The 23,394-nt window shown below is 53.7% G+C and carries 23 protein-coding genes; 20 read left to right on the forward strand and 3 right to left on the reverse strand.

Annotated elements, in window-relative coordinates; genetic code table 11:
* The first annotated feature begins 86 nt into the window (after positions 1–86).
* From mazG to eno, 3 genes are all read left to right on the forward strand, one after another.
* Positions 87–878, forward strand: a complete 792-nt coding sequence (mazG, locus tag OOJ59_RS11800; protein WP_085048930.1) for a nucleoside triphosphate pyrophosphohydrolase — start codon at positions 87–89, stop codon at positions 876–878.
* Between the two features lie 224 nt (positions 879–1,102).
* Positions 1,103–2,740, forward strand: a complete 1,638-nt coding sequence (pyrG, locus tag OOJ59_RS11805) for a glutamine hydrolyzing CTP synthase (protein ID WP_160955746.1) — start codon at positions 1,103–1,105, stop codon at positions 2,738–2,740.
* A gap of 86 nt (positions 2,741–2,826) precedes the next feature.
* The gene (eno, locus tag OOJ59_RS11810; RefSeq protein WP_003034129.1) at positions 2,827–4,125 is read left to right on the forward strand and encodes a phosphopyruvate hydratase; all 1,299 of its coding nucleotides are present in this window, start codon (positions 2,827–2,829) and stop codon (positions 4,123–4,125) included.
* A gap of 55 nt (positions 4,126–4,180) precedes the next feature.
* On the opposite strand, the gene OOJ59_RS11815 is transcribed toward eno, so the two are convergent.
* Entirely contained in the window at positions 4,181–5,005 is an 825-nt protein-coding gene (locus OOJ59_RS11815; RefSeq protein ID WP_087856940.1) for a MurR/RpiR family transcriptional regulator, read from the reverse strand.
* A 165-nt stretch (positions 5,006–5,170) separates the two neighbouring features.
* On the opposite strand from OOJ59_RS11815, the gene OOJ59_RS11820 reads away from it, so the two are divergent.
* The 3 genes from OOJ59_RS11820 to queE all read left to right on the forward strand — a co-directional run bounded on the left by OOJ59_RS11820 (position 5,171) and on the right by queE (position 8,159).
* Positions 5,171–6,727: a maltose/glucose-specific PTS transporter subunit IIC gene (locus OOJ59_RS11820; protein ID WP_160955747.1), complete on the forward strand. Its 1,557-nt coding sequence runs from the start codon at positions 5,171–5,173 to the stop codon at positions 6,725–6,727.
* Complete coding sequence (locus OOJ59_RS11825; protein WP_085048820.1) at positions 6,727–7,416, forward strand: N-acetylmannosamine-6-phosphate 2-epimerase; 690 nt, start codon at positions 6,727–6,729, stop codon at positions 7,414–7,416. The genes OOJ59_RS11820 and OOJ59_RS11825 overlap by 1 nt, the downstream gene beginning before the upstream one ends.
* A 71-nt stretch (positions 7,417–7,487) precedes the next feature.
* The gene (gene queE / locus OOJ59_RS11830) at positions 7,488–8,159 is read left to right on the forward strand and encodes a 7-carboxy-7-deazaguanine synthase QueE (protein WP_038633185.1); all 672 of its coding nucleotides are present in this window, start codon (positions 7,488–7,490) and stop codon (positions 8,157–8,159) included.
* A 47-nt stretch (positions 8,160–8,206) separates the two neighbouring features.
* Here queE and queD read toward each other — a convergent pair whose 3' ends face one another.
* Positions 8,207–8,569 (reverse strand): 6-carboxytetrahydropterin synthase QueD, encoded by a 363-nt coding sequence (gene queD / locus OOJ59_RS11835; RefSeq protein ID WP_160955748.1) that lies wholly within the window; start codon positions 8,567–8,569, stop codon positions 8,207–8,209.
* A 438-nt stretch (positions 8,570–9,007) separates the two neighbouring features.
* Here queD and cysJ point away from each other — a divergent pair, with 438 nt between their 5' ends.
* From cysJ to cysH, 3 genes are all read left to right on the forward strand, one after another.
* The gene (gene cysJ, locus OOJ59_RS11840) at positions 9,008–10,807 is read left to right on the forward strand and encodes an NADPH-dependent assimilatory sulfite reductase flavoprotein subunit (protein WP_160955749.1); all 1,800 of its coding nucleotides are present in this window, start codon (positions 9,008–9,010) and stop codon (positions 10,805–10,807) included.
* Positions 10,807–12,519: an assimilatory sulfite reductase (NADPH) hemoprotein subunit gene (cysI, locus tag OOJ59_RS11845; RefSeq protein ID WP_069324551.1), complete on the forward strand. Its 1,713-nt coding sequence runs from the start codon at positions 10,807–10,809 to the stop codon at positions 12,517–12,519. The genes cysJ and cysI overlap by 1 nt, the downstream gene beginning before the upstream one ends.
* A 76-nt stretch (positions 12,520–12,595) precedes the next feature.
* A complete protein-coding gene (cysH, locus tag OOJ59_RS11850; protein ID WP_085048822.1) occupies positions 12,596–13,330 on the forward strand; it encodes a phosphoadenosine phosphosulfate reductase in 735 nt (244 codons plus the stop codon).
* Between the two features lie 49 nt (positions 13,331–13,379).
* On the opposite strand, the gene OOJ59_RS11855 is transcribed toward cysH, so the two are convergent.
* Positions 13,380–14,417 (reverse strand): aminopeptidase, encoded by a 1,038-nt coding sequence (locus tag OOJ59_RS11855; protein ID WP_038633171.1) that lies wholly within the window; start codon positions 14,415–14,417, stop codon positions 13,380–13,382.
* A 254-nt stretch (positions 14,418–14,671) separates the two neighbouring features.
* Between OOJ59_RS11855 and cysD the strand changes: the two genes are divergently transcribed.
* The 11 genes from cysD to nlpD all read left to right on the forward strand — a co-directional run bounded on the left by cysD (position 14,672) and on the right by nlpD (position 23,382).
* On the forward strand, positions 14,672–15,580 hold the full coding sequence (gene cysD / locus OOJ59_RS11860; RefSeq protein ID WP_003034152.1) for a sulfate adenylyltransferase subunit CysD: 909 nt from the start codon (positions 14,672–14,674) through the stop codon (positions 15,578–15,580).
* Between the two features lie 9 nt (positions 15,581–15,589).
* Positions 15,590–17,017 carry a sulfate adenylyltransferase subunit CysN gene (gene cysN, locus OOJ59_RS11865; RefSeq protein WP_069324553.1) on the forward strand — a complete coding sequence of 476 codons (1,428 nt, stop codon included), beginning with the start codon at positions 15,590–15,592 and terminating at the stop codon, positions 17,015–17,017.
* Positions 17,017–17,622 carry an adenylyl-sulfate kinase gene (cysC, locus tag OOJ59_RS11870; RefSeq protein WP_069324554.1) on the forward strand — a complete coding sequence of 202 codons (606 nt, stop codon included), beginning with the start codon at positions 17,017–17,019 and terminating at the stop codon, positions 17,620–17,622. Before cysN ends, cysC begins: the two co-directional genes overlap by 1 nt.
* 47 nt (positions 17,623–17,669) lie before the next feature.
* Positions 17,670–17,993, forward strand: coding sequence for a DUF3561 family protein (locus OOJ59_RS11875; RefSeq protein WP_160955750.1), 324 nt, complete (start codon positions 17,670–17,672; stop codon positions 17,991–17,993).
* A gap of 214 nt (positions 17,994–18,207) precedes the next feature.
* Positions 18,208–18,519, forward strand: coding sequence for a cell division protein FtsB (ftsB, locus tag OOJ59_RS11880; protein WP_003034163.1), 312 nt, complete (start codon positions 18,208–18,210; stop codon positions 18,517–18,519).
* An 18-nt stretch (positions 18,520–18,537) separates the two neighbouring features.
* Positions 18,538–19,248, forward strand: a complete 711-nt coding sequence (gene ispD / locus OOJ59_RS11885) for a 2-C-methyl-D-erythritol 4-phosphate cytidylyltransferase (RefSeq protein ID WP_160955751.1) — start codon at positions 18,538–18,540, stop codon at positions 19,246–19,248.
* Positions 19,248–19,727, forward strand: a complete 480-nt coding sequence (ispF, locus tag OOJ59_RS11890; RefSeq protein WP_003034167.1) for a 2-C-methyl-D-erythritol 2,4-cyclodiphosphate synthase — start codon at positions 19,248–19,250, stop codon at positions 19,725–19,727. The genes ispD and ispF overlap by 1 nt, the downstream gene beginning before the upstream one ends.
* Positions 19,724–20,773 carry a tRNA pseudouridine(13) synthase TruD gene (gene truD, locus OOJ59_RS11895; RefSeq protein ID WP_038633155.1) on the forward strand — a complete coding sequence of 350 codons (1,050 nt, stop codon included), beginning with the start codon at positions 19,724–19,726 and terminating at the stop codon, positions 20,771–20,773. The genes ispF and truD overlap by 4 nt, the downstream gene beginning before the upstream one ends.
* Entirely contained in the window at positions 20,754–21,515 is a 762-nt protein-coding gene (gene surE / locus OOJ59_RS11900; protein ID WP_038633152.1) for a 5'/3'-nucleotidase SurE, read from the forward strand. Before truD ends, surE begins: the two co-directional genes overlap by 20 nt.
* Positions 21,509–22,135, forward strand: coding sequence for a protein-L-isoaspartate O-methyltransferase (gene pcm, locus OOJ59_RS11905; RefSeq protein ID WP_038633150.1), 627 nt, complete (start codon positions 21,509–21,511; stop codon positions 22,133–22,135). Before surE ends, pcm begins: the two co-directional genes overlap by 7 nt.
* A gap of 164 nt (positions 22,136–22,299) precedes the next feature.
* Complete coding sequence (nlpD, locus tag OOJ59_RS11910) at positions 22,300–23,382, forward strand: murein hydrolase activator NlpD (RefSeq protein WP_223229542.1); 1,083 nt, start codon at positions 22,300–22,302, stop codon at positions 23,380–23,382.
* Positions 23,383–23,394 lie beyond the last annotated feature (12 nt).

Consider the following 23,394-nt stretch of genomic DNA (forward strand, 5'->3'; position numbering starts at 1 on the left):
TAGCGTTGCCATCAGGCATTGCCATGTTGCCGGATGTCGGCTATCGCCTTATCCGGCCTACCGTATTGAAATTTCAGGATTTTCACATGAACCAAATCGATCGACTGCTCGGTATTATGCAGCGTTTGCGCGACCCGGAAAACGGTTGTCCGTGGGATAAAGAGCAGACATTCGCCACTATTGCCCCTTACACTCTCGAAGAAACCTATGAAGTACTGGATGCGATTGCGCGTGAAGACTTCGACGATCTGCGCGGAGAGCTCGGCGACCTGCTGTTCCAGGTGGTGTTTTATGCCCAGATGGCGCAGGAAGAAGGCCGTTTTGATTTCAATGATATCTGCGCCGCCATCAGCGATAAGCTTGAACGCCGGCATCCGCATGTATTCGCTGATGTTTCTGCCAGCAACAGTACTGAAGTGCTAACCCGCTGGGAGCAAATTAAAAGCGAGGAACGCGCCGGGAAAGCACAGCATTCCGCACTCGACGATATTCCCCGCAGTTTACCGGCGTTAATGCGCGCCCAGAAAATCCAGAAACGCTGCTCTAATGTTGGCTTCGATTGGAAAACATTAGGACCGGTTGTCGACAAGGTTTATGAAGAGATCGACGAAGTCATGTTTGAGGCAAAGCAGGCTGTTGTCGACCAGGCTAAACTGGAGGAGGAAATGGGCGATCTGCTGTTTGCCACAGTCAACATGGCTCGTCATCTGGGGACAAAAGCCGAGACTGCGTTACAAAAAGCGAACGAGAAATTTGAACGACGTTTTCGTGAAGTTGAGCGAATTGTCGCTGCTCGTGGTCTGGAAATGACGGGTGTTGATCTGGAAACGATGGAAGAAGTCTGGCAACAGGTAAAACGGCAGGAAATTGATCTCTAAGGGATTTCGTCGGTCAAGGGCGTTTTGTGTGATTTTTTAAATAACAAGCGCTTGATTTACGTCAAAAACATTTACCCCAAAGGGGCTATTTTCTCACTCCCGATGTTAATGTGAGCCTGGTGAAGAGGAGGGATAATGAAAGTTTGTGGCGCTCGTCATGTTCGGGTATACTACTTTCCCGTCTTGGTAATTCCATCGTTTCACCCTAACTTCTCAGGTCCAGCATGACAACGAACTATATTTTTGTGACCGGCGGGGTCGTATCCTCTCTGGGAAAAGGCATTGCCGCAGCCTCCCTCGCAGCCATTCTTGAAGCCCGTGGCCTCAACGTGACCATGATGAAACTGGATCCGTACATCAACGTCGATCCGGGTACTATGAGCCCAATCCAACACGGGGAAGTGTTCGTTACCGAAGACGGCGCTGAAACCGACCTGGACCTGGGTCACTATGAGCGTTTCATCCGTACGAAAATGAGCCGCCGCAACAACTTCACCACGGGGCGTATCTACTCTGACGTTCTGCGTAAAGAACGCCGTGGCGACTATCTGGGCGCTACTGTTCAGGTTATCCCGCATATCACCAACGCAATTAAAGAGCGCGTTCTGGAAGGCGGTGAAGGTCATGATGTTGTTCTGGTCGAAATCGGCGGAACCGTTGGGGATATCGAATCTCTGCCGTTCCTTGAAGCGATTCGCCAGATGGCCGTAGAAATTGGCCGTGAGCACACGCTGTTTATGCATCTGACGCTGGTTCCGTACATGGCGGCGGCAGGTGAAGTCAAAACGAAACCGACTCAGCACTCTGTAAAAGAGCTGCTTTCTATCGGTATTCAGCCAGATATCCTGATCTGCCGCTCCGATCGCGCAGTTCCGGCGAATGAACGTGCGAAAATTGCATTGTTCTGTAACGTTCCGGAAAAAGCGGTGATTTCTCTGAAAGATGTCGATTCCATCTATAAAATTCCGGGCCTGTTGAAATCCCAGGGCCTTGACGATTATATTTGTAAACGATTCAGCTTGAACTGTCCGGAAGCTAATCTGTCAGAATGGGAACAGGTTATCTACGAAGAAGCGAATCCGGCAGGTGAAGTGACTATCGGTATGGTCGGCAAGTATATTGAACTGCCGGACGCCTATAAGTCAGTGATTGAAGCGCTGAAACACGGTGGTCTGAAGAATCGTGTCAACGTCAACATCAAGCTGATCGATTCGCAGGATGTCGAAACGCGCGGCGTTGAGATCCTGAAAGGTCTTGATGCTATCCTGATCCCTGGCGGCTTCGGCTACCGTGGTGTTGAAGGTAAAATCGCGACGGCGCGCTTTGCGCGTGAGAACAATATTCCTTATCTGGGCATTTGCCTGGGTATGCAGGTTGCGTTGATTGAGTTTGCGCGTAACGTAGTGGGTATGGACAACGCCAACTCCACGGAATTTGTGCCAGACTGTAAGTACCCGGTGGTGGCTCTGATTACCGAATGGCGTGACGAAGACGGCAACGTCGAAGTCCGTACCGAGAAGAGCGATCTGGGTGGCACCATGCGTCTTGGCGCGCAGCAGTGTCAGCTGAGCGATGAAAGCCTGGTCCGTCAACTGTACGGCACGCCGACAATCGTTGAACGCCACCGTCACCGCTACGAAGTCAACAATATGCTGTTGAAACAGATTGAAGCTGCTGGTCTGCGTGTTGCAGGCCGTTCCGGTGATGATCAGTTGGTCGAGATCATCGAGGTACCGAATCATCCGTGGTTCGTGGCCTGTCAGTTCCACCCGGAATTTACTTCCACGCCACGTGATGGGCACCCGCTGTTTGCCGGCTTTGTGAAAGCCGCCAGTGAACATCAGAAGCGTCAGGCGAAGTAAGAAGTAAAAAGTTAGAACGGCAATGCACCCATTCGGGTGCATTGTTTGTCTGGAGTTTTAGTTTAACTTGTACTGAGGAAAACCTAATGTCCAAAATCGTTAAAATCATCGGTCGTGAAATCATCGACTCCCGTGGTAACCCGACTGTTGAAGCCGAAGTACACCTGGAAGGTGGTTTCGTTGGTATGGCAGCAGCTCCGTCAGGTGCTTCTACTGGTTCCCGCGAAGCACTGGAACTGCGCGATGGCGACAAATCCCGTTTCATGGGTAAAGGCGTACTGAAAGCTGTTGCAGCTGTTAACGGCCCAATTGCTCAGGCTCTGCTGGGTAAAGATGCTAAAGATCAGGCTGGCATCGACAAGATCATGATCGATCTGGACGGTACTGAAAACAAATCCAACTTCGGTGCAAACGCCATCCTGGCTGTGTCCCTGGCGAACGCCAAAGCAGCAGCTGCTGCTAAAGGCCTGCCGCTGTATGCGCACATCGCTGAACTGAACGGTACTCCGGGCAAATACTCCATGCCGGTTCCGATGATGAACATCATCAACGGTGGTGAGCACGCTGACAACAACGTCGACATCCAGGAGTTCATGATTCAGCCGGTTGGCGCTAAGACTCTGAAAGAAGCCGTACGTATGGGTTCTGAAGTGTTCCACAACCTGGCTAAAGTTCTGAAAGCTAAAGGTATGAACACTGCAGTTGGTGACGAAGGCGGCTACGCGCCGAACCTGGGCTCCAACGCTGAAGCTCTGGCTGTAATCGCTGAAGCGGTTAAAGCAGCTGGCTACGAGCTGGGCAAAGACATCACTCTGGCGATGGACTGTGCAGCTTCTGAATTCTACAAAGACGGTAAATACGTTCTGGCTGGCGAAGGCAACAAAGCGTTCACCTCCGAAGAATTCACTCACTTCCTGGAAGAACTGACCAAACAGTACCCGATCGTGTCCATCGAAGATGGTCTGGACGAGTCTGACTGGGACGGTTTCGCATACCAGACTAAAGTTCTGGGCGACAAAATCCAGCTGGTTGGTGACGATCTGTTCGTAACCAACACCAAAATCCTGAAAGAAGGCATCGAAAAAGGCATCGTTAACTCCATCCTGATCAAATTCAACCAGATCGGTTCTCTGACCGAAACTCTGGCTGCGATCAAAATGGCGAAAGACGCTGGCTACACCGCTGTCATCTCTCACCGTTCTGGCGAAACTGAAGACGCTACCATCGCTGACCTGGCTGTTGGTACCGCTGCAGGCCAGATCAAAACCGGTTCTATGAGCCGTTCTGACCGCGTAGCTAAGTACAACCAGCTGATTCGTATCGAAGAAGCGCTGGGCGAACAAGCTCCGTACAACGGTCGTAAAGAGATCAAAGGTCAGGCGTAATCCTGTTCTTTAACTCTTAACGTAAAAACCCGCTGCGGCGGGTTTTTTTATGCCTTTAAAGTAGTAGTGGTAAGGTCGCACTCGCCGTTTGCTGGCTCACATCACTGTACTTTTCATCCAGTCCAATCAGCGACGTGGTGAGCAGTTCCACCAACAGCATGACACCCACCTTGGCGTTTAGCGCGCCGGCGCTCAACGGACCTTCTGGTTTGGCTGCGACCAGTTGAATATCACTCAGCGATGCCAGTGGACTACGCGGTGTATTACTTAGCGCCAGTACGCGTACGCCTTGCTTACGCGCCAGCTTTACGACATGCAGCAGATCGCGCGTGGATCCCGAACTGGATATCGCCACTACCAGCGTATCTTTGCTTAGCGTTGTAGCGTTCATAGCAGCACGGTGCATGTCGCTGAACAATTGCGCGGGTTTGCCGAGGCGCAGGAGTTTGTAATGTAAATATTCCCCCAGAATAGCGCTGGCCGCTACGCCATAAATTTGTACCGACTGAGCCTGATGCAGCGCCAGAGCGGCTGCTTCCAGTAATGTTCTGTCGAGTAATTTTGCCGTGTCCTGCAGCGCTTGCACGGATTCATTGACCACATTGTCAATCTCATCACCGCTGTGCTCTACCGGCTCTCCTTGCCGGAGATCGAGTGCCAGCGCCATCTTAAATTCGTTATAGCCCTTACACCCCAGCGTACGGCACAGACGCGTGACGCTCGCCTCGCTGGTGTCGCTTTCACGCGCCAGTTCGGTAATCGTCAGATAGACCACTCTTGCCGGATCGCTAAGCACAAACTCTCCCAGCTTTTGTTGAGTTCGACTATATCCATCAACGCCCTGGCGCAATCTTAGCAGCAGGTTTTCATTTTCTGACATGCAAAATCCTTAATGCGTTTCTCTGCCGATAGTGTGGCGGAAAGCAGGGGAGAGATGCCAGTCATTTTAAAAAAGTATGATCGGCGTCCTGGTTTTTGATGGTAATTTTCATTTTTAAAATTAATTATGGTAAAAATTTTCATCAATGTTCGGGGAGATGAAAAAATGATGCAAATATTTAGCGGCGCTTCGTCAGGCGCATGGTTTGAAAAAGCGCAGCGGTTCGGCAAATCGTTCATGCTGCCGATTGCGGTATTGCCCGCAGCGGGGTTGTTGTTGGGGATTGGTGGGGCTTTGTCGAATCCCAATACGCTGACGGCCTACCCTTTCTTGAATGTCGACTGGCTGCAGGCAATCTTCACGATCATGACCAGCGCGGGTTCTATCGTGTTTGCCAACCTGTCGGTGCTTTTTGCGGTTGGTGTTGCCGTGGGACTGGCGAAAACGGATAAAGGCACGGCGGGCCTTGCGGCATTGCTGGCTTTTCTGGTGATGAATGCCACCATCAATGCTTTGTTAACGCTCAACGGAACGCTGGCGCACGAGAATCCAGGTGCTGTGGGCCAGGGAATGACGCTGGGCATTCAGACGCTGGAAACGGGCGTGTTTGGTGGGGTCGTGATTGGTCTGGTCACCTGCGCGCTGCATAGCCGTTTCAATAAAGTCTCACTCCCTCAGTTTCTTGGCTTTTTCAGTGGTTCGCGTTTTGTACCGATTATCAGCTCGCTTGCCGCGATTGTGGTGGGGGCGATCATGACGGTGGTATGGCCGCATTTCCAGAAGCTCATTTTTGGACTGGACGGTCTGGTGGATGCGACGGGCTATCTGGGGACGCTACTGTACGGTTTCATTCTGCGTATGCTTGGCCCACTGGGTTTACACCATATCTTTTATTTGCCGTTCTGGACAACGGCGCTGGGCGGGAGCGAAATCGTCAACGGTCAACTGGTCGAAGGCACCCAGCGTATTTTCTTTGCCCAACTTGCCGATCCGAATACGCAGCAGTTTTATGCTGGTACCTCGCGCTTTATGTCCGGGCGCTTTATCACCATGATGTTTGGCCTGCTTGGCGCATGCCTGGCGATGTACCACACGGCAAAACCGGAGAACAGGAAGCTTGTCGCCGGACTGTTGCTATCGGCGGCTCTGACCTCTTTCCTGACCGGCATCACTGAGCCTATTGAGTTCTCCTTCCTGTTTGTGGCTCCGGTGTTATATGTCATTCACGCCTTCTTCGATGGTCTGGCGTTTATGATGGCGCATATTTTACATATCACTATTGGGCAAACCTTTTCGGGGGGATTTATCGATTTCCTCCTCTTCGGCGTGCTACAGGGGGAAGCGAAAACCAACTGGATGTACGTCCCCCTGGTTGGGGTGCCGTGGTTCTTTCTTTACTACTTCACCTTCCGTTATTTGATTAACCGCTTTAACTGGCTGACGCCGGGGCGTGAGAGCGCTGCCCAGGTGGAGTCCGGTCTGCCTCAGAGCGAACGCGCAGCGGCAGTCATCGCCGGGCTGGGAGGCAAAGAGAATCTGGAAGAGGTGGACTGTTGCGCCACACGCTTACGCGTGACGGTGAAAGAGAGCAGCAAGGTTGATGAAGCTGCGCTGAAAGCGACCGGAGCGCGCGGCGTAATTATTCGCGGCAACGGTGTTCAGGTGATTTATGGCCCGCATGTCACCATCATTAAAAATGAAGTCGAAGAGATCTTATCGTGATGAAAACTGTACTGGATTCCCTGAAAGGTAAATTAATTGTCTCCTGCCAGGCGCTGGAAAATGAACCCCTGCACAGCCCGTTTATTATGTCGCGTATGGCGCTGGCGGCAGCGCAGGGCGGTGCGGCAGGTATCCGTGCGAACAGCGTGGTAGATATTCGCGCGATCAAAGAGAGTGTCTCCCTGCCGGTAATAGGGATTATCAAGCGCGATTATCCGGGCTGCGATGTATTTATCACGGCCACCCTGCAGGAAGTGGATGAGCTGATGACCGTTGAGCCGGAAATTATTGCTCTGGATGCGACAGCGCGACCGCGCCCCGGTGGGCAAACGCTGGAAGAGCTGGTCACGCAAATCCGCGCCCGCTACCCGTCCGTACTGCTGATGGCGGATATCGCTACCGTCGATGAGGCGATAACAGCCGAGCGGCTGGGTTTTGACTGCGTAGGCACTACACTCTATGGCTATACTGCGGACACTGCCGGGCATGTGCTGGCGGAAAACGACTGCGGTTTTTTACGTGAGGTGTTGGCGGCGGTCACCATACCGGTTGTGGCGGAAGGTAACGTCGATACCCCGGAACGCGCCGCACGTTGCCTGGCATTAGGCGCGCATACCGTGGTGGTTGGAGGCGCTATCACGCGTCCGCAGCAGATAACGGCACGCTTTGTCGCGGCGATCGCCTCGTAAAGCATCGATGGGGCATGATACTTTGGCGGGGATCTGCGATAATTAGCGTTTATCCCCATATTGAGAACGCTATGCAGTACCCGATTAACGAGATGTTCCAGACCCTGCAAGGTGAGGGTTACTTTACCGGCGTCCCCGCCATTTTTATTCGTTTACAGGGATGCCCGGTTGGCTGTGCCTGGTGCGATACCAAACACACCTGGGATAAGCTTGAGGATCGGGAAGTCTCCCTGTACAGCATCCTGGCTAAAACGAAAGAGAGCGATAAGTGGGGCGCGGCGAGCAGCGAAGATTTGCTGGCTGTTATTCAGCGTCAGAGCTATACCGCCCGTCACGTGGTGATCACCGGCGGTGAGCCCTGCATTCATGACCTGATGCCGCTGACTGACCTGCTGGAAAAGAACGGCTTTAGCTGCCAGATTGAAACCAGCGGTACCCACGAAGTACGCTGTACGCCGAATACCTGGGTGACCGTATCGCCGAAGGTGAATATGCGCGGTGGTTATGATGTGCTGTCACAGGCGCTGGAGCGCGCGAATGAAATCAAACATCCGGTCGGCCGCGTTCGCGATATTGAAGCGCTGGATGAACTGCTGGCAACGTTGAGCGATGATAAGCCGCGAATCATTGCCTTACAGCCAATCAGCCAGAAAGAAGATGCGACGCGTCTGTGCATTGATACCTGTATCGCGCGTAACTGGCGTCTGTCGATGCAGACCCATAAATACCTGAATATTGCCTGATAAATTTTGCCGGGTGGGCTTCGCATCGCCATCCGGCAAAGTCACAATCACTCGCCGCGATACACGCAACCCGCTGTGCAGGTCTCTTTTACCATCACTGCGCTCAGCAGAGGGATAACCGGTTTTACCTGATCCCAAATCCATTTTGCCAGCACTTCGCTGGTTGGGTTTTCTAAGCCTGGAATATCGTTCAGATAGTAGTGATCAAGTCTGTCATAAGTCGGCTTAAACGCCGCCTTTAACTCTGCGAAATCCATGATCCAACCGGTATGCGGATCGACTTCACCGGTAATTTCAAGACGCACCATAAATGAGTGACCATGCAGGCGACCACACTTATGCCCTTCCGGTACATGCGGCAGGCGGTGAGCGGCTTCGAAGGTGAAATCTTTAAACAAGGTGGTGGACATTTTTTACTCTCAAGAATGCGAAAAACCGCCGTAGGGTACCGTAAAGAGCAAATTTTATCATTAGTTAAAAGGGCGCAGAGTATCAGAACAATCCATTCATAAAGATAATGTTCAATAACTATTTATATATCAAATGCTTATTAAATCGATTTCGCTGTTAATAACTATAACTAAAACAGGTTAGTTCATTTGGTTATTTGTTATTTCTATCCCTTCTTTAATTGTTACTATGCCCGCCGTTAACCTAATACTCGTCATACTTCGAGCTGCATGTGTGTTGGCTTCACTCTCTTATCCCAGTCACTTACTTCAGTAAGCTCCTGGGATTCGTTCACTTGCCGCCTTCATGCAACTCGAATTATTTAGAGTATTTTCATTTCTTTTTTTGGTGCCATTTGGGCACGAAAAACAGCTTTGCTTACTGGAACATGACAACGCATGACGACACAGGCCCCACCTTCCGCTCTGCTACCGCTAAACCCGGAGCAACTGGCTCGCCTTCAGGCGGCCACGACCGATTTCACTCCCGCGCAGCTTGCGTGGGTTTCTGGTTATTTTTGGGGCGTGCTGAATCAGCAGCCGGGGGCGAATGCAGCGGCTCCTGCGCCTGTTGCCGAAATGCCGGGGATTACGCTTATCTCCGCCTCGCAAACCGGCAATGCGCGTCGTGTGGCGGAAGCCCTGCGCGATGATCTGATTGCCGCGAAGCTCAATGTCACTCTGATCAATGCCGGCGACTACAAATTCAAACAAATCGCCAATGAAAAGTTGCTGGTTGTGGTGGCATCGACTCAGGGAGAAGGAGAACCAGCGGAAGAAGCTGTGGCGTTACATAAATTCCTGTTCTCGAAAAAAGCGCCGAAACTCGATAACACCGCTTTCGCCGTGTTTGCTCTCGGCGATACCTCTTACGAATTTTTCTGTCAGGCCGGTAAAGATTTCGACAGCAAGCTGGCTGAGCTTGGCGGTGAACGTCTGCTCGATCGCGTCGATGCCGACGTCGAATATCAGGCCGCTGCCGCGCAGTGGCGCGCCCGGTTGGTTGATGTACTGAAAGCGCGTGCGCCTGCAGCACCGTCTGTACAGGTTGCAGCGAGCGGTGCGGTAAATGAAGTACATACCAGCCCCTACACCAAAGAAGCGCCGCTGACGGCGTCCTTGTCGGTGAACCAGAAAATTACCGGTCGTAACTCGGAAAAAGACGTCCGCCATATCGAAATCGATCTCGGTGATTCCGGCCTGCGTTATCAGCCGGGTGACGCGCTGGGCGTGTGGTATCAGAACGATCCGGCTTTGGTCAAAGAGCTGGTAGAACTGCTGTGGCTGAAAGGGGATGAACCGGTCACGGTTGATGGCAAAACCCTGCCGCTGGCCGAAGCGCTGGAGTGGCATTTTGAGCTGACGGTCAACACCGCGAATATCGTGGAAAACTACGCCACGCTGACGCGCAGTGAATCGCTGCTGCCGCTGGTGGGCGATAAAGCCCAGCTTCAGCAGTATGCGGCTACCACGCCAATCGTCGATATGGTGCGTTTCTCCCCGGCACAGCTTGATGCCGAAGCATTAATCGGCCTGCTGCGTCCACTGACGCCGCGTCTCTATTCTATCGCCTCCGCGCAGGCGGAAGTTGAAAGCGAAGTCCACGTGACCGTCGGCGTCGTGCGTTACGACATCGAAGGTCGTGCCCGCGCCGGTGGTGCTTCCAGCTTCCTCGCCGACCGCGTGGAAGAAGAGGGCGAAGTGCGCGTGTTCATTGAGCACAACGACAACTTCCGCCTGCCGGCGAACCCGCAGACCCCGGTGATTATGATTGGTCCGGGCACCGGTATCGCGCCGTTCCGCGCCTTTATGCAGCAGCGCGCCGCCGACGGTGCGGAAGGTAAGAACTGGCTGTTCTTCGGCAACCCGCACTTCACCGAAGATTTCCTCTATCAGGTCGAATGGCAGCGCTACGTGAAAGAAGGCGTGCTGAACCGTATCGATCTGGCCTGGTCCCGCGATCAAAAAGAAAAAATCTACGTACAAGACAAACTGCGCGAACAGGGCGCGGAGCTGTGGCGCTGGATTAATGACGGTGCCCACATTTATGTCTGCGGCGACGCCAGGCGCATGGCCGCAGATGTCGAAAAAGCATTGCTGGAAGTGATTGCTGAGTTCGGTGCAATGGACATCGAAGCGGCGGATGAATTTTTAAGTGAGCTGCGCGTTGAGCGCCGTTATCAGCGAGATGTCTACTAATGAGCGAAAAATACCCAGGGCCTTTAGTGGTCGAAGGCAAACTGACTGACGCCGAGCGCATGAAGCGTGAAAGTAATTTCCTGCGCGGCACCATCGCGGAAGACCTGAATGACGGTCTGACCGGCGGTTTTCACGGCGATAATTTCCTGCTGATCCGTTTCCACGGCATGTACCAGCAGGATGACCGCGACATTCGCGCCGAGCGCGCCGAGCAGAAGCTGGAGCCGCGCCATGCGATGTTGCTGCGCTGTCGTCTGCCGGGCGGGGTGATCACCACCACCCAGTGGAAGGCCATCGATAAATTCGCCGCTGACAACACGATTTACGGCAGCATCCGTCTGACCAACCGTCAGACCTTCCAGTTCCACGGCATTCTGAAGAAGAACGTCAAGCCGGTGCATCAGATGTTGCACTCCGTCGGGCTGGACGCGCTGGCGACCGCCAACGACATGAACCGTAACGTGCTGTGCACCTCCAACCCGTATGAGTCCGAGCTGCACGCCGAGGCCTACGAGTGGGCGAAAAAGATCTCTGAACATCTGCTGCCGCGTACCCGCGCCTATGCGGAGATCTGGCTCGATCAGGAGAAGGTCGCGACCACCGACGAAGAACCGATCCTCGGCGCAACCTATCTGCCGCGTAAATTCAAAACCACGGTGGTGATCCCGCCGCAGAATGATATCGATCTGCACGCCAACGACATGAACTTCGTGGCGATTGCTGAAAACGGCAAGCTGGTGGGCTTTAACCTGCTGGTTGGCGGCGGTCTGTCTATTGAGCACGGTAATAAGAAAACCTATGCGCGTACGGCAAGCGAGTTCGGCTTCCTGCCGCTGGAGCATACCCTGGCCGTGGCCGAAGCGGTGGTGACGACCCAGCGTGACTGGGGTAACCGTACCGACCGTAAAAACGCGAAAACCAAATATACCCTGGAGCGCGTCGGTATCGACACCTTTAAGGAAGAGGTTGAGCGTCGCGCGGGGATCAAGTTTGAGCCGATCCGCCCGTATGAATTTACCGGTCGTGGCGATCGCATCGGTTGGGTGAAAGGGATCGACAACAACTGGCACCTGACGCTGTTTATCGAAAACGGTCGTATCCTGGATTATCCTGGACGCCCGCTGAAAACCGGTTTACTGGAGATCGCGAAGATCCACAAAGGCGATTTCCGCATCACCGCTAACCAGAACCTGATTATTGCCAGCGTGCCGGAAAGCCAGAAAGCGAAGATCGAGAAATTGGCGCGCGACCACGGGTTGATGAATGCGGTGAAACCGCAGCGTGAAAACTCGATGGCCTGCGTGTCGTTCCCGACCTGTCCGCTGGCGATGGCGGAGGCCGAGCGTTTCCTGCCGTCGTTTACGGACAAAGTGGAAGCGATTCTGGAAAAACACGGCATTCCTGACGAGCATATCGTGATGCGCGTGACCGGCTGCCCGAACGGCTGTGGCCGCGCGATGCTGGCGGAGCTGGGTCTGGTGGGCAAAGCCCCGGGGCGTTACAACGTGCATCTGGGCGGCAACCGCATGGGAACACGTATTCCACGCATGTATCGCGAAAACATTACGGAAGCGGAAATTCTCGATTCCATTGACGAACTGGTTGGGCGCTGGGCGAAAGAGCGCGAAGCGGGTGAAGGCTTCGGCGATTTTACGGTGCGTGCGGGCATCATTCGCCCGGTGCTCGATCCAGCACGTGATTTCTGGGAATAAGTTCCCTTTGCCTGGTGACACGACGGTTTTGTAGGCCTGATAAGCGTAGCGCTATCAGGCATAAGATGAGGTAATCATGTCCGTACTTGATCTACACGCATTGAACGACCTGCCGAAAGTTGAACGCGTTATGGCGCTGGCGGAAACTAACAGCCAACTGGAAAAGCTGGACGCCGAAGGCCGCGTGGCGTGGGCACTGGAGAATTTGCCGGGAGAATACGTGCTCTCTTCCAGCTTTGGTATTCAGGCCGCAGTAAGCCTGCATCTGGTGAATCAGATCCGCCCGGATATCCCGGTAATTCTGACCGATACCGGCTATCTGTTCCCGGAAACCTACCAGTTTATTGACGAGTTAACGGACAAACTCAGGCTGAATCTGCAAGTCTATCGGGCGAAGGAGAGTGCTGCCTGGCAGGAAGCACGCTATGGCAAACTGTGGGAGCAGGGCGTTGAAGGCATTGAGAAATACAATGACATCAACAAAGTCGAGCCGATGAACCGGGCGCTAAAAGAGCTGAAAGCACAGACCTGGTTTGCGGGCCTGCGCCGCGAGCAGTCAGGCAGCCGGGCGCATTTGCCGGTACTGGCAATTCAGCGCGGCGTGTTTAAAGTGCTGCCGATCATCGACTGGGATAACCGTACCGTTTACCAGTATCTGCAAAAGCACGGGCTGAAATATCACCCGCTGTGGGACCAGGGCTATCTGTCGGTGGGCGATACGCATACCACCCGCAAATGGGAGCCGGGCATGGCGGAAGAAGAGACGCGCTTCTTCGGCTTGAAGCGCGAGTGCGGGCTGCACGAAGGGTAATATGAGCCTCGGTAAGCGTTATGCATTACCGAGGCTCTTTTTTTCAGGATTACCCTGCCTTCGCCAGCTCTTTTACCAGCGGCAGCATGATGCGTACCACGTCGCGGCTGCGGTGTTCGATTCGCCCAGGTAACGCTTTATCGATATGCTGTTGGTTATCCAGACGCACATCGTGCCAGCTGTTGCCATCCGGGAATGAAGGGCTTTTGGCGCGTTGTTGATAGCCATCTTTCTTGCCCAGGTTCCAGTTGGTCGCTTCAACGGAAAGGACGGCAATTCCCGCGTTATCGAACACCTCTGCGTCGTTACAGCAGCCGGTACCTTTCGGATAGTCTTTGTTCAGTCCGGGGTTGGTGCTGGCGACAATACCGCGGCTGCGTGCGATGACCAGCGCCCGGTCGCGCGTCAGTTTTCGTACGGCTTCCGGGGTTCTTTTCCCGCTGTTGAAATAGAGCTTATCGCCAACGATCAGGTTATCGAGGTTGATAACCAGCAGCGTATTTTTCTTCTCGGCGGCGCTCATTCGCTTAAGGATGTTCTCTGCGCCGAGTTTGCCTTCCTCTTCACCGCTGGTGGCGATAAAGCGAATACCGTACTGCGTCGGCACATTTTTGAGTCGTTCAGCCAGCTCCAGCATCACGCCCACCCCTGCGGCGTTGTCGTCGATACCCTGTAGGGTTAATCCACCCAGATTGGCATCGGAATCGGCGTCGCTTTGCGCAGCGTAGGTGTCGAGGTGCGCCATGATAATAATCTGCTGTGGCGCTTTGCCTTCATGGGCTGCAATGACGGTACTGCCCGTTACGTTATGCCAGTTTTTACGATTATCTTTGGCGGTATAAATATAGCGGCTGTTAAACGTCCGAATATCACTGCTATAGCCCATCTGCTGAAATTGCTGACGTATATAATCAGCAGATAACATTTCTGCCGGAGAACCCGTCACACGGCCTGGGAAGAATGTGGCGATGTAGCGTGCCTGGGTATTTGCGATATCTCCGGGCTTCGAAGATGTTGCCTGTGCGGGAAGGATAAAGCACGCGCCGAGCGCCAGGGCGGTAGTCAGGTGGCGCAATGCGGAAAACATAGTGAGTCCTTAAATACCAAGCAGAAATTTTTAGCCGCTAGTATGAAACCGTGATCGCGGTAAAACAATTTCATTTGCTCCTAAATGCCCGAAATCCGGTGGCTTAAGCACTTTTTGATATTTGCTTTTCCAGATCGTTATTCCTTTGAGGAACTACTCATTCCAATTCGTAATTTCATTCGCCTCCTTGCCCTCCCTATAGTCAGGTTATCTGAGCATCGTTAGCAAAATAACGGCATTACATAGGAACGGTTATGGATCAAAAACGACTTACCCACCTGCGGCAACTGGAAGCGGAAAGCATCCATATCATTCGTGAGGTGGCCGCCGAGTTTTCTAATCCGGTGATGATGTATTCCATCGGCAAAGATTCCAGCGTAATGCTGCATCTGGCGCGCAAAGCGTTTTATCCTGGCACGCTGCCGTTCCCCTTGCTGCACGTTGATACCGGTTGGAAATTTAGCGAGATGTATGAATTTCGTGACCGTACGGCGAAAGCCTACGGCTGCGAACTGCTGGTGCATAAAAACCCGGAAGGGGTGGCGATGGGCATCAACCCCTTTGTCCACGGCAGCGCTAAGCATACCGATATTATGAAAACCGAAGGGCTTAAGCAGGCGCTGAACAAATACGGTTTTGACGCCGCGTTCGGCGGCGCACGCCGTGATGAGGAGAAATCGCGCGCCAAAGAGCGCATTTACTCCTTCCGCGATCGCTTCCATCGCTGGGACCCGAAAAATCAGCGTCCGGAACTGTGGCACAACTACAACGGACAAATTAACAAAGGCGAAAGCATTCGCGTATTCCCGCTCTCTAACTGGACCGAACAGGATATCTGGCAGTACATCTGGTTGGAAAATATCGACATCGTACCTTTGTACCTGGCGGCTGAGCGTCCGGTGCTGGAGCGTGATGGCATGCTGATGATGATTGATGACGACAGAATCGATCTGCAACCCGGCGAAGTGATTAAAAAGCGCATGGTGCGTTTCCGCACGCTTGGCTGCTGGCCGCTGACCGGCGCGGTGGAGTCTAACGCGCAGACGCTGCCGGAAATTATTGAAGAGATGCTGGTCTCAACCACCAGTGAACGTCAGGGCCGCGTGATTGACCGCGACCAGGCGGGCTCCATGGAGCTGAAGAAACGTCAGGGGTATTTCTAAGGAGCCGCCATGAATACGACACTTGCACAACAAATTGCTAATGAAGGCGGCGTTGAAGCCTGGATGGTTGCTCAGCAACACAAAAGCCTGCTGCGTTTTTTAACCTGCGGTAGCGTGGATGACGGGAAAAGTACCCTGATTGGTCGCTTGCTGCATGATACCCGGCAGATCTATGAAGATCAGCTCTCATCGCTGCATAACGACAGTAAACGCCACGGCACCCAAGGCGAAAAACTCGATCTGGCGCTATTGGTTGACGGCTTGCAGGCCGAGCGCGAGCAGGGCATCACCATCGACGTGGCTTATCGTTATTTCTCCACCGAGAAGCGAAAATTTATTATTGCGGATACCCCCGGTCACGAACAGTACACCCGCAACATGGCGACCGGTGCGTCGACCTGCGACCTGGCGATCCTGTTGATCGATGCGCGTAAAGGCGTGCTCGATCAGACCCGTCGTCACAGCTTTATCTCCACGCTGCTTGGGATCAAGCACCTGGTGGTAGCGATCAACAAAATGGATCTGGTGAGCTTTAGCGAAGAGACATTTAACCGCATCCGCGAAGACTATCTCACGTTTGCTGAACAACTGCCGGGCAACCTGGATATCCGTTTTGTGCCGCTCTCCGCGCTGGAAGGCGATAACGTGGCTTCGCCAAGCGTCAGCATGCCATGGTACAGCGGCCCGACGCTGCTCGAAGTGCTGGAAACCGTTGAGATCCAGCGCATTGTCGATACCCAGCCGATGCGTTTCCCGGTGCAGTATGTGAACCGACCAAATCTGGATTTTCGTGGTTATGCCGGAACGCTGGCCTCCGGTCGCGTGCAGGTAGGACAACGCGTCAAGGTGTTACCGTCCGGCGTTGAGTCGAGCGTGGCGCGGATCGTTACCTTTGATGGTGATTTACAGCAAGCGCATGCCGGTGAAGCGATCACCCTGGTGCTGAAAGATGAGATTGATATCAGCCGGGGCGATCTGCTGCTGGATGCAGGTGAAGCGTTGCCAGCGGTACAAAGTGCTGCCGTTGATGTGGTGTGGATGGCGGAACAGCCGCTGTCGCCGGGGCAGAGCTACGACATCAAAGTTGCCGGCAAGAAGACCCGCGCGCGCGTGGATACCGTGCAGTACCAGGTCGATATTAACAACCTGACCCAGCGTGAGGTCGACGCGTTACCGCTGAACGGCATTGGTCTGGTTAATCTGACGTTTGATGAACCGCTGGTGTTGGATACCTATCAGCAGAACCCGGTTACGGGTGGGTTGATTATCATTGACCGCCTGACTAACGTCACCGTCGGCGCGGGGTTGGTGCGTGAGCCTATCATCCAGGAGCAGGCCGCCGCTTCTCAGTTCAGCGCGTTTGAACTGGAGCTGAATGCGCTGGTGCGTCGCCACTTCCCACACTGGGGTGCGCGCGATCTGCTGGGAGGCAAATAATGGCGTTGCATGACGAAAACGTCGTCTGGCATGCCCATCCTGTTACACCGCAACAGCGGGAGCAACGCCACGGTCACCGTGGTGTTGTGCTGTGGTTTACCGGACTGTCTGGCTCCGGTAAATCTACGGTAGCGGGAGCGCTGGAAGAAGCGTTGCACAAGCTGGGCGTCAGCACTTATCTGCTGGATGGCGATAACGTGCGTCACGGCCTGTGCAGCGATCTGGGGTTTAGCGATGCCGATCGTAAGGAGAATATCCGTCGGGTTGGCGAGGTGGCTAACCTGATGGTGGATGCCGGTCTGGTAGTTCTGACCGCCTTTATCTCTCCGCATCGCGCCGAGCGAAAAATGGTCCGCGAGCGCGTTGGCGCAGGGCGTTTTATTGAGGTTTTTGTCGATACGCCATTAGCAACGTGCGAAGCGCGCGACCCAAAAGGGCTGTATAAAAAAGCCAGGTCGGGGGAGTTGCGCAATTTCACCGGAATTGATTCGGTATACGAAGCGCCTGAATCGCCAGAGATTCATCTGGATGGTGAACAATTGGTAACAAATTTGGTTCCCCAATTATTAGACCTGCTGAGGCAGGGAGATATTATCAGATCCTGAGACACCCGAGCTTACATGCCCGGTCAGTCACGGTCACAGGATTAGATATGCGTAACAGCCATAACATTACTATTACAGAGTCAGAGACCTTCGCTACCGACGACGAAACCACCTGGTCCCTACCAGGGGCCGTGGTCGGTTTTGTAGCGTGGCTGCTGGCGCTGGGGTTACCATGTCTGATGTATGGCCCTAACACACTGTTTTTCTTCCTTTATACCTGGCCTTTCTTCCTCGCGTTGCTGCCCGTGGCGATTGTGGCGGGTATTGCCCTGCACTCGCTGTTAAAAGGAAAGCTGCTGCTGAGCATTACCAGCACCCTACTGGTGGTGGGTGGAATGTTTAGCGCGCTATTCTTTTGGCTTTTGGGCTAGGCTAAGTGCGTTTTAAACGATCGCCGATGTCGTTCACTGTCTGGTCATAATTCAAACCGTAACCAACAATGAGATTATGTTCTCCTTACACGGGGTATACGTAACAACGGGCAAATGTGGTACATTTGCCCGCGTTGTCGCGGCATTCCCGTCCGTTGATGTAAAGTCGTCTACGGAAGTTATGGGATGTTAATGCCGTTTTTCAGGGGGCAGGATGGGTAAACTTACGCTGCTGTTGCTGGCTTTATTAGTCTGGCTACAGTATTCGCTGTGGTTCGGTAAGAACGGCATACATGACTATAGTCGCGTCAACGATGATGTTGCTGCGCAGCAGGCTACAAACGCGAAACTTAAAGCGCGTAACGATCAGCTCTTTGCCGAAATTGACGATCTCAATGGCGGACAAGAGGCCATTGAGGAGCGCGCGCGCAACGAACTCAGCATGACTAAGCCGGGCGAAACTTTTTATCGTCTGGTGCCTGACGCGTCTAAACGCGCCCAGACTGCAGGGCAAAACAATCGATAAATCGTCCAGGGATCTAACATGGCAGCCACTTTATTGGACGTTTGCGCCGTGGTGCCGGCTGCCGGATTTGGCCGCCGAATGCAAACAGAGTGTCCTAAGCAGTACCTCTCAATTGGCAATAAAACCATTCTTGAACACTCGGTTGATGCGCTACTGGCCCATCCCCGGGTGACGCGAGTCGTCATCGCTATCAGCCCAGGCGACAGCCGCTTTGCCCAACTTCCACTTGCCGCGCATCCGCAAATTACCGTAGTGGATGGCGGCAACGAACGTGCCGATTCTGTCCTTGCCGGTTTGCAAGCCGCAGGAGATGCGCGTTGGGTGCTGGTGCATGACGCCGCGCGTCCGTGTCTGCATCAGGATGACTTAGCACGTTTGCTGGAAATCAGTGAAACCAGCCGCACTGGCGGGATCCTGGCGGCACCCGTACGCGATACGATGAAACGCGCTGAACCGGGCCGCACAGACATTGCCCATACGGTCGATCGTACCGACTTATGGCATGCGTTAACGCCGCAGTTTTTCCCTCGCGAGCTGTTGCATGACTGCCTGAGCCGTGCGCTCAACGAAGGCGCAACCATTACGGACGAAGCTTCGGCGCTGGAATATTGCGGTTTTCATCCGCAACTGGTCGAAGGACGCGCTGACAACATCAAAGTCACCCGCCCGGAAGACCTGGCGCTGGCGGAGTTTTATCTCTCCCGAACAATCCATTTGGAGAATGCATAATGCGAATCGGACACGGTTTTGACGTACACGCTTTTGGCGGCGTTGGCCCAATTATCATTGGCGGCGTGCGCATCCCGTATGAAAAAGGACTGCTGGCGCATTCTGATGGTGATGTGGCGTTACATGCGCTAACCGATGCCTTGCTGGGCGCGGCGGCGCTGGGTGACATCGGTAAACTCTTCCCGGATACCGACCCGGCCTTTAAAGGTGCAGATAGCCGCGAATTATTGCGTGAAGCCTGGCGGCGTATTCAGGCGAAAGGCTATACGCTTGGTAATGTGGATGTGACGATTATTGCTCAGGCGCCGAAGATGCTGCCGCACATTCCGCAAATGCGCGTATTTATTGCCGAAGATCTTGGCTGCCATATGGATGATGTTAACGTGAAAGCGACCACCACGGAAAAACTCGGTTTCACCGGGCGTGGGGAAGGGATTGCCTGTGAAGCGGTGGCGTTACTCATTAAGGCAACGAAATGACTGCGTTTGAAAATCTGACATATCTTCATGGTAAACCACTGGGCCATGGCGTCCTGAAAGCCAATCCGGAAGACTTTGTCGTCGTCGAAGATTTAGGCTTCGAACCGGATGGCGAAGGCGAGCACATTTTGGTGCGCATCCTGAAAAACGGCTGCAATACCCGTTTTGTCGCTGATGCGCTGGCGAAGTTCCTGAAAATTCACGCCCGTGAAGTGAGCTTTGCCGGGCAAAAAGATAAGCATGCGGTCACGGAACAGTGGCTGTGCGCGCGCGTGCCGGGCAATGTAATGCCTGATTTAAGCAAATTTGAGCTCGAAGGCTGTAAAGTGCTGGAGTACGCGCGCCACAAGCGTAAGCTGCGTTTAGGGGCGCTGAAAGGCAACGAATTTACGCTGGTGCTGCGTGAAGTGAGCGAGCGAAATGATGTTGAAGCGCGATTACAGGCGATTAGCGAGCGCGGCGTACCGAACTATTTTGGCGCTCAGCGTTTTGGGATCGGCGGCAGCAACCTGCAAGGGGCGCTGCGCTGGGCGCAAAGCGATGCGCCGGTGCGCGATCGCAATAAACGCAGTTTTTGGTTGTCGGCGGCCCGTAGCGCGTTGTTTAATCAGATCGTCAGTGAACGCTTGAAAAAAACAGACTTTAATCAAGTTGTTGACGGCGATGCGCTACAATTGTCGGGACGCGGAAGCTGGTTTGTCGCCACGCAGGAAGAACAGACTGAATTACAGCGGCGCGTCGATGACAAAGAATTGATGATTACAGCGGCATTACCGGGTAGCGGTGAGTGGGGAACTCAGCGCGACGCGCTGGTGTTTGAAGAAAGCGCTGTTGCGGATGAAACCGTGCTGCAGTCTCTACTATTGCGCGAGAAAGTCGAGGCATCGCGACGCGCTATGTTGCTGTATCCACAACAATTAAGCTGGAACTGGTGGGATGACGTAACCGTTGAGTTACGCTTCTGGCTACCGGCAGGTAGCTTCGCCACCAGTGTAGTAAGGGAACTTATTAACACAATGGGTGATTATGCGTATATTGCTGAGTAACGATGATGGGGTCCATGCACCCGGTATACAAACGCTGGCGAAAGCCCTGCGTGAGTTTGCTGACGTACAGGTGGTTGCCCCGGATCGTAACCGCAGTGGCGCGTCTAACTCGCTGACGCTGGAATCTTCACTTCGCACGTTTACCTATGATAACGGCGATATCGCCGTACAAATGGGTACGCCCACCGACTGCGTCTATCTGGGCGTGAACGCGTTAATGCGTCCGCGTCCGGACATTGTCGTTTCTGGTATTAACGCAGGTCCTAATCTCGGGGATGATGTCATCTATTCCGGTACCGTTGCGGCGGCAATGGAAGGTCGTCACCTTGGGTTCCCTGCGCTGGCTGTCTCGCTTGATGGCCATAAGCACTACGATACTGCTGCGGCAGTAACCTGTCGTATCTTACGGGCGCTGAGTCGTGAACCGCTGCGCACCGGGCGTATTTTAAATATCAACGTTCCGGATCTACCGCTGGATCAGATTAAAGGCATCCGCGTCACCCGCTGCGGCAGCCGCCATCCGGCGGATCAGGTTATTCCACAGCAGGATCCGCGCGGAAATACGTTGTACTGGATTGGGCCGCCGGGGGAAAAATGCGACGCCGGGCCGGATACCGATTTTGCCGCCGTCGATGAAGGCTATGTTTCCATCACGCCGCTGCATGTCGATTTAACCGCCTACGGCGCGCATGAGGTGGTTTCGAGCTGGTTGGACAGCGTGGGAGTCGACACGCAATGGTAAGCAGACGCGTACATACTCTTCTTGAACAATTACGTGCGCAGGGCATCCGAGATGAGCATGTCCTGGATGCACTCGCCGCCGTGCCGCGTGAGAAATTCATTGATGAGGCGTTTGAACATAAGGCCTGGGACAATATTGCCTTGCCGATTGGTCAAGGGCAGACGATTTCGCAGCCTTATATGGTTGCACGCATGACTGAGCTGCTTGAGCTAACGCCGCAATCGCGGGTGCTGGAAATTGGCACTGGCTCCGGCTACCAGACGGCGATTCTGGCGCATCTGGTGCAGCATGTATGCTCCGTTGAGCGTATTAAAGGCCTGCAATGGCAGGCGCGTCGTCGCCTGAAGCAGCTGGATTTACACAATGTTTCTACCCGTCACGGTGATGGATGGCAGGGCTGGCAAGCGCGAGCCCCGTTTGACGCTATCATTGTAACGGCAGCACCGCCGGAGATCCCAACTGCGCTGATGATGCAGCTGGATGAAGGCGGTATTCTCGTCTTACCCGTGGGCGATGAGCACCAGTTCCTGAAGCGGGTGCGTCGTCGGGGAGGCGAATTTATTATTGATACCGTGGAGGCCGTACGTTTTGTTCCCTTAGTAAAAGGGGAGCTTGCGTAGACACTGGCTCTGAATACCTGGAGTTTTCCTGGATATTCTGGAATTAGTCAGCGTATCGTGTCGATGCTTTTGCACGGTGATTACGTTACGGGTTTTAACCAAATTTTCCTGGGGGATAAATGAGCGCGGGAAGCCACAAATTTACCATTCGCCGTATTGCGGCATTGTCACTGGTTTCATTATGGCTGGCAGGTTGTTCAAACACCTCGAATCCACCAGCGCCGGTCAGCTCGGTTGACGGCGGTGCATCCACGAACACCAGTTCCGGCATGCTGATTACGCCTCCGCCAAAAATGGGCTCGACGTCGACAGTACAACAGACGCCACAGATCCAACCGGTGCAGACTCCGACTACGCAACCAACGCAAATTCAACCTGTTGCAGAACAGCCTGTACAGATGGAAAACGGTCGTATCGTGTACAACCGTAAGTATGGGAATATTCCGAAAGGTAGCTACACGGGCGGCAGCACCTATACTGTCAAGAAAGGCGACACACTTTTCTATATTGCCTGGATTACCGGGAACGATTTCCGTGACCTCGCACAGCGCAATAACGTTCCGGCCCCGTATAGCCTGAATGTCGGGCAAACTCTGCAAGTGGGCAACGCCTCGGGTACACCGATTACCGGTGGGAATGCCATCACCCAGGCGGATGCAGCACAGCAAGGAGTTGTGACCAACCCTGCACAAAATTCCACCGTTGCTGTTGCTTCGAAACCAACAATTACGTATTCTGAGGATTCAGGTGAACAAAGTGCTAACAAAATGTTGCCGAACAACAAGCCTGCTGGGACAGTTGTCACAGCGCCAGTAACGGCTCCAGCAGTTAGCACAACCGAAACAACTGCAAGCTCAACGTCGACCAGCGCGCCAATCTCTACCTGGCGCTGGCCAACTGACGGCAAAGTGATCGAAAACTTTGCGGCTACCGAAGGTGGCAATAAAGGGATCGACATTGCAGGCAGCAAAGGACAGGCTATTGTCGCGACCGCAGATGGACGCGTCGTTTATGCCGGTAACGCGCTGCGTGGTTACGGTAATCTTATTATCATCAAACATAACGATGATTACCTGAGCGCCTACGCCCATAACGATACAATGCTGGTCCGGGAACAACAAGAAATCAAGGCGGGGCAGAAAATAGCTACCATGGGTAGTACCGGAACCAGTTCAACACGCTTGCATTTTGAAATTCGTTACAAGGGGAAATCCGTAAACCCGCTGCGTTACTTGCCGCAGCGATAATTCGGCGGAACC

This window comes from Citrobacter sp. W9 (genome assembly GCF_026719375.1).
Taxonomy (GTDB): domain Bacteria; phylum Pseudomonadota; class Gammaproteobacteria; order Enterobacterales; family Enterobacteriaceae; genus Citrobacter; species Citrobacter werkmanii.

What these genes read in the sequence shown, in the direction of transcription:
- mazG (WP_085048930.1), top strand. Translation starts at nt 87, where the DNA reads ATGAACCAAATCGATCGACTGCTCGGTATTATGCAGCGTTTGCGCGAC.
- queD (WP_160955748.1), bottom strand. Translation starts at nt 8,569, where the DNA reads ATGTCCACCACCTTGTTTAAAGATTTCACCTTCGAAGCCGCTCACCGC.
- cysD (WP_003034152.1), top strand. Translation starts at nt 14,672, where the DNA reads ATGGATCAAAAACGACTTACCCACCTGCGGCAACTGGAAGCGGAAAGC.
- cysJ (WP_160955749.1), top strand. Translation starts at nt 9,008, where the DNA reads ATGACGACACAGGCCCCACCTTCCGCTCTGCTACCGCTAAACCCGGAG.
- surE (WP_038633152.1), top strand. Translation starts at nt 20,754, where the DNA reads ATGCGTATATTGCTGAGTAACGATGATGGGGTCCATGCACCCGGTATA.
- eno (WP_003034129.1), top strand. Translation starts at nt 2,827, where the DNA reads ATGTCCAAAATCGTTAAAATCATCGGTCGTGAAATCATCGACTCCCGT.
- pyrG (WP_160955746.1), top strand. Translation starts at nt 1,103, where the DNA reads ATGACAACGAACTATATTTTTGTGACCGGCGGGGTCGTATCCTCTCTG.
- pcm (WP_038633150.1), top strand. Translation starts at nt 21,509, where the DNA reads ATGGTAAGCAGACGCGTACATACTCTTCTTGAACAATTACGTGCGCAG.
- cysI (WP_069324551.1), top strand. Translation starts at nt 10,807, where the DNA reads ATGAGCGAAAAATACCCAGGGCCTTTAGTGGTCGAAGGCAAACTGACT.
- cysN (WP_069324553.1), top strand. Translation starts at nt 15,590, where the DNA reads ATGAATACGACACTTGCACAACAAATTGCTAATGAAGGCGGCGTTGAA.
- OOJ59_RS11875 (WP_160955750.1), top strand. Translation starts at nt 17,670, where the DNA reads ATGCGTAACAGCCATAACATTACTATTACAGAGTCAGAGACCTTCGCT.
- ftsB (WP_003034163.1), top strand. Translation starts at nt 18,208, where the DNA reads ATGGGTAAACTTACGCTGCTGTTGCTGGCTTTATTAGTCTGGCTACAG.
- truD (WP_038633155.1), top strand. Translation starts at nt 19,724, where the DNA reads ATGACTGCGTTTGAAAATCTGACATATCTTCATGGTAAACCACTGGGC.
- OOJ59_RS11820 (WP_160955747.1), top strand. Translation starts at nt 5,171, where the DNA reads ATGATGCAAATATTTAGCGGCGCTTCGTCAGGCGCATGGTTTGAAAAA.
- OOJ59_RS11855 (WP_038633171.1), bottom strand. Translation starts at nt 14,417, where the DNA reads ATGTTTTCCGCATTGCGCCACCTGACTACCGCCCTGGCGCTCGGCGCG.
- OOJ59_RS11815 (WP_087856940.1), bottom strand. Translation starts at nt 5,005, where the DNA reads ATGTCAGAAAATGAAAACCTGCTGCTAAGATTGCGCCAGGGCGTTGAT.
- queE (WP_038633185.1), top strand. Translation starts at nt 7,488, where the DNA reads ATGCAGTACCCGATTAACGAGATGTTCCAGACCCTGCAAGGTGAGGGT.
- OOJ59_RS11825 (WP_085048820.1), top strand. Translation starts at nt 6,727, where the DNA reads ATGAAAACTGTACTGGATTCCCTGAAAGGTAAATTAATTGTCTCCTGC.
- cysH (WP_085048822.1), top strand. Translation starts at nt 12,596, where the DNA reads ATGTCCGTACTTGATCTACACGCATTGAACGACCTGCCGAAAGTTGAA.
- cysC (WP_069324554.1), top strand. Translation starts at nt 17,017, where the DNA reads ATGGCGTTGCATGACGAAAACGTCGTCTGGCATGCCCATCCTGTTACA.
- ispF (WP_003034167.1), top strand. Translation starts at nt 19,248, where the DNA reads ATGCGAATCGGACACGGTTTTGACGTACACGCTTTTGGCGGCGTTGGC.
- ispD (WP_160955751.1), top strand. Translation starts at nt 18,538, where the DNA reads ATGGCAGCCACTTTATTGGACGTTTGCGCCGTGGTGCCGGCTGCCGGA.